Origin of the sequence: Microcystis sp. LE19-41.2A (genome assembly GCF_027530405.1) — a bacterium.
In the GTDB taxonomy this organism is placed as follows: domain Bacteria; phylum Cyanobacteriota; class Cyanobacteriia; order Cyanobacteriales; family Microcystaceae; genus Microcystis; species Microcystis aeruginosa.
On record NZ_JAPZQJ010000518.1, the window covers coordinates 1 to 4,146 of the forward strand.

General features: G+C 40.8%; 7 protein-coding genes. 3 read left to right on the forward strand and 4 right to left on the reverse strand.

Features of this window, described 5'->3' with window-relative positions:
• Window positions 1–389, reverse strand: a 389-nt coding sequence (locus O9290_RS21865; RefSeq protein ID WP_288087531.1) for an RNA-guided endonuclease InsQ/TnpB family protein, incomplete at its 3' end; no start/stop codon positions are given.
• Window positions 390–737: 348 nt separating this feature from the next.
• Here O9290_RS21865 and O9290_RS21870 point away from each other — a divergent pair.
• Window positions 738–1,037, forward strand: a complete 300-nt coding sequence (locus O9290_RS21870; protein ID WP_130758059.1) for a DUF1816 domain-containing protein — start codon at window positions 738–740, stop codon at window positions 1,035–1,037.
• Complete coding sequence (locus O9290_RS21875; protein ID WP_288059898.1) at window positions 1,006–1,653, forward strand: ComF family protein; 648 nt, start codon at window positions 1,006–1,008, stop codon at window positions 1,651–1,653. The genes O9290_RS21870 and O9290_RS21875 overlap by 32 nt, the downstream gene beginning before the upstream one ends.
• Before the next feature lie 42 nt (window positions 1,654–1,695).
• Here the strand turns inward: O9290_RS21875 and psbX are convergent, their stop codons facing one another.
• Window positions 1,696–1,815 carry a photosystem II reaction center X protein gene (gene psbX / locus O9290_RS21880; protein WP_002759073.1) on the reverse strand — a complete coding sequence of 40 codons (120 nt, stop codon included), beginning with the start codon at window positions 1,813–1,815 and terminating at the stop codon, window positions 1,696–1,698.
• Window positions 1,816–2,033: 218 nt separating this feature from the next.
• Between psbX and O9290_RS21885 the strand changes: the two genes are divergently transcribed.
• A complete protein-coding gene (locus tag O9290_RS21885) occupies window positions 2,034–2,333 on the forward strand; it encodes a hypothetical protein (protein WP_002759071.1) in 300 nt (99 codons plus the stop codon).
• A 256-nt stretch (window positions 2,334–2,589) separates the two neighbouring features.
• Here O9290_RS21885 and O9290_RS21890 read toward each other — a convergent pair whose 3' ends face one another.
• Complete coding sequence (locus O9290_RS21890) at window positions 2,590–3,522, reverse strand: DNA adenine methylase (RefSeq protein WP_288059899.1); 933 nt, start codon at window positions 3,520–3,522, stop codon at window positions 2,590–2,592.
• Between the two features lie 318 nt (window positions 3,523–3,840).
• Window positions 3,841–4,044 (reverse strand): type II restriction endonuclease, encoded by a 204-nt coding sequence (locus tag O9290_RS21900; RefSeq protein WP_502846474.1) that lies wholly within the window; start codon window positions 4,042–4,044, stop codon window positions 3,841–3,843.
• Window positions 4,045–4,146 lie beyond the last annotated feature (102 nt).

Sequence of the window (4,146 nt, forward strand, 5' to 3'; positions counted from 1 at the left end):
GTGCATTTGGCTAAATAGATTTGTTTGTCTTTAAATTTAAAGGCTGATTTGGTAAATTCGGCACTTCCTCCCTGATGTTTTTTCTTAAAGTTAGGATACTTAGTACGACCAGCAAAGAAATTAGTGAAAGCTGTTTGTAAATGTCTTAACCCTTGTTGTAAGGGTACACAGCTTACTTCATTGAGAAAGTCTAATTCTTCTTGCTTTTTCCAATCGGTCAACATTGAAGAAGTTTCAGTATATCCTACTCTTTCTTGTCTTTCATACCAAGCTTGTGTTCTGAGATGGAGTGCCTTATTGTAAACCAATCTTACACAGCCCAAAGTGCGCCGCAATAGCGACTCTTGTTCGGGTGTTGGGTAAAATCGAAACGAATAGGCTTTTTCCATATCTCGCATTCTAGCATATATCGTGTAAATGTGCTAATATTTAACAGTAAAGCCGTCGTAGAACGACGGGGTTTCAGACCCAAAATTTTCGATGAACAGGGAATCCCCAAGCGCTTAGTGCCATGGGAGCGTCAATATCCTATCTCGATCCGCTTCCCCTTGGCTGAGGGGAATTTTTAGAATCTCTTTTGATTTGGCGACCGCTCCCCTTGTTAATCTAATACGATAAAAAGACTCTCTTTGGCCAAAAGCTCGATTTTTTGGCCAGCAAATCGGAATTATGGGGGCAAAGTTCCTCAAAACCTATCCTTGATTCCTGCAATCCCTGTACCCTATCAATACCAGAACATGATTTTATCTTTCTTGCAGACAAATAAAATTTCTGACGATAATACACCTTGGTGGCTGAAAATTACCTCCCTTTATCCCCACTGTACCTACTATTTTGGTCCCTTTGCCTCTTTTGAGGAAGCACAACAGCATCAGGGGGGTTATCTCCAAGATCTAGAGTCCGAAGGAGCGCAAGGAATCAGTCTTTCGATCGAGCGGAGTAATCCCCGTTATTTGACCGTTTTTGACGATGGAAATCAGGATCTAGCTAAAACTTTCGCTTCCCATGCTCGAACCTTTTCTCGCTTTATTTCTTAAGTCTCCCTGTCCTCTTTGTCAACGGCAGAGCGAGCGAGAGCTTTGCCGTGATTGTGGGCGACAATTACAGGCCTATCGTCAGAATAACCCGCTTTTTCTCTGGCATGGTTCTATTCCCCTGTTTATCTGGGGACGCTATGAAGGTAAATTAAAACAGGCGATCGCTAAAATGAAATATGATCGCCATCCCGCTCTCGGCTCTTTGCTAGGCAGTTGCATGGGGGAAACTTGGCTGCTGCGTCCTCCCCTCACCGATAAACGTTTGACGGTGATTCCCATCCCTCTCCACCCAGAAAGGTTAAAGGAAAGAGGTTTTAATCAAGCAGAAGTCATTGGCGAGGGTTTTTGTCGTTTAACCGGTTATCCTCTGGCTAGTCGCGGATTAATTCGGATTAAGAACACGGCAGCTTTATTTAGTCTGGCAGCCGAGGAAAGAAAAAAGACGATGCAAGCGGCTTTTCAACTGGGGAAAAATTTACCGAAATCAGTGCCGATTCTCTTAATTGATGATATTTATACCACGGGAACCACGATTGAGGAGGCTGTGCAGGTTTTACAAACAGAGGGGTATCGGGTAGTCGGTGCGATCGCTCTTGCCAGTTCCAAAATTAGCTAAAATGCCCAGACGGAATCGGTCTAGGCATTTTAGGATTTTAAATTAAGTCCGTTTGATCTTGTCGTATTGACTGATGAAAATCAAACCGATAGTAGCAGGGATCAGGACGATAGCCGCACCTAAAACAAGGCTCCAGAGAAAGTTAGCTAAAGAGGGTGTCATGATAGATAAATCCTTTGTCATATTTTCAAAGACTTAGTTTTTTATCTTATCACCTTGGGCGAGAAGACCTCCACTTCCACGACCAGATAGATGCGATCGCAGGTTTTATATGTCTTCAATCCCTCAAGATAAAGTCTCCCTTGACTTCTCAAGGGGATAGGGATGTTTGACAATAGGTGATAGTTACAAAACTTTAAACTAGATTGGCAAAGATTTTTATGGCTACTGACGATCGCAAACGGCGCATTCTCGATCATCTCTCCAGAAGTACCACTGGTGCTGACTATATTCCCAAAAAACCGCTGCCAATTGTGGAAACTCCTCCGGTGGCAGCGGAACCCGTGGCAGCGCCGCCTCCAGTAACTCCTTCACCGGAATTAACTGCTAAAGAGCGCAAAAGAAAGATAATGTCCCATCTTTCCATGAGTAGTCAAGATTTTGGCGAAATTACTAGCACTGCCCCCGAAGAAAAGCGTAAACGCCAAATTAATGACCATCTACGCCAAAGCCAAGGATAAATAGGGTTTGCTGAAAAATTTTTTCCTGGGGGCAGGGTGTGGGGTGTGGGGTGTGGGGTGTGGGGTTTTACCCATTTTCAGGGAGTCAATTACCTAATTTTCAGGGAAAAAGTACCTGAAATTTCCCTCCCCAATCACTCCAATCGCTGGCACTTTTTGATTTCAAAAAAGCCTAAAGATATTATCCAACAAGGTTTTTAGATTTATTCAGCAAACCCTAAATAGTAAGGAGTGAGAATTAGCAACTAGGCATCTTCTAGACTGTTCTCGCTCCCTCATTTTCTGCTGTCGATGGGGATAATGACAGTTGTTGCAAATCAGTTCCTCGCTCTGGCAACAAGGGAATGTTAAAGTTAGTAATGATCGCTTCGGTGATCGGATGACGCAATTTTTCTGTGGAACCAACATGATAAAAATGCTGTTTAGTATAGATATAAAACTGATCAGCACTCCAATTTTTTTTAATTAAAGGATTGCTTCTAAACTGATTACTGTGCCAAGTGGACAAAATAAACCGACAAGAAATATCCTTTAAAATAGTCACCAAACAATCTTCATCCTCTTCAGACCAAGAGTTAAAATAATCGGCGTGTCTCCCTAAATAAGGAGGATCGAGATAGATCAAGTCTGTTTTTTGCCAATCAGATAAAGTCTCTCGAAAGTCAGCAACTTGAAAATTATAATCAGTTTTAATAAGAATATTTTCTAGGGCAATAACTTGATTGACTATTTTGGTAATATATGCTTGAGAAAATCGTTCTGATTTATGACAGTAAGGGACGTTAAACTGTCCCTTCCGATTGAATCTCATCACGCCATTAAAACAGGAGCGATTGAGAAATAAAAAATCTAGAGAATTAGGAGATTGATTAAATCTTTCTCGTACTTGATAATAATAACTTTCTCCCTGCTCCTTAAGAAATTGACCATTTTCTTGCAAAAAAAGCTTAACAGTTTTACTGGTAATAACTTGATTTTTGAGATTATTATAAAACTGGATAATATGAGTATTTGTGTCCGCAAGTAAAGCCTTTTTCGGATTAATATTAAAAGCCACCACTCCCGATCCAGAAAAGGGTTCTATCCAACGCCCAAAGCTCAGATCAGACACAATATTTTTAACATCTTTTACCAATTTAGTTTTAATTCCTTGACACTTAATCGGTGGTACAAGTGGCGTTAACTTCACTAAACACTCTCCTCATCAATAGTAATCTCTATCCACAGCAAACTTAGCTCCTGTTGGCTCGTGAATAAAGGTTAAATCAGGGTAAAAATTTTGTTGAGATACTAACTCTATCTTGGGTGCATCTCATTTTTGCCCTCTCAAAAATTAATTATGCAAGAACTCTATAGTAGGGTTGATTCATGAATCAACCCTACCCAAACCCCCCGTTGGGTGCGTGGCGCGGCCACTGAGCGTGTCGAAGTGCCGCCCCCAAACCTCGGAGCGCATTAGTTTTTCGGTGGGATGCTTACAGGTAGCTGCTGATATATCTGTAATAATTTAAGGGTCACTGATAATTGCTGATTGTTGGTATTTCTGCATAAGTGAGATACACCCCTCTATCTTTAATTGGTTACATCTAGCAAAATTATCAAATATGGGAAAAAGAAGCAATTCTAGGATTTTAGAGATGATTTTCGTATCAATAGATATAGTATATACTTTTGGCTCTTCGGTAATTGTTATGCAATGGACGGGGGTTATAAGGGATGGAACCCTTATATAGAAAAGCATTTAGCGATTTTTGTCAATTGTTTTTGCTCTAGAGCGAACTAATCAATTAAGTCTCTTGCCAGATAAGGATTT

Coding starts and splice junctions, on each gene's coding strand:
- O9290_RS21870 (WP_130758059.1), top strand. CDS start 738: ATGATTTTATCTTTCTTGCAGACAAATAAAATTTCTGACGATAATACA.
- psbX (WP_002759073.1), bottom strand. CDS start 1,815: ATGACACCCTCTTTAGCTAACTTTCTCTGGAGCCTTGTTTTAGGTGCG.
- O9290_RS21875 (WP_288059898.1), top strand. CDS start 1,006: ATGCTCGAACCTTTTCTCGCTTTATTTCTTAAGTCTCCCTGTCCTCTT.
- O9290_RS21885 (WP_002759071.1), top strand. CDS start 2,034: ATGGCTACTGACGATCGCAAACGGCGCATTCTCGATCATCTCTCCAGA.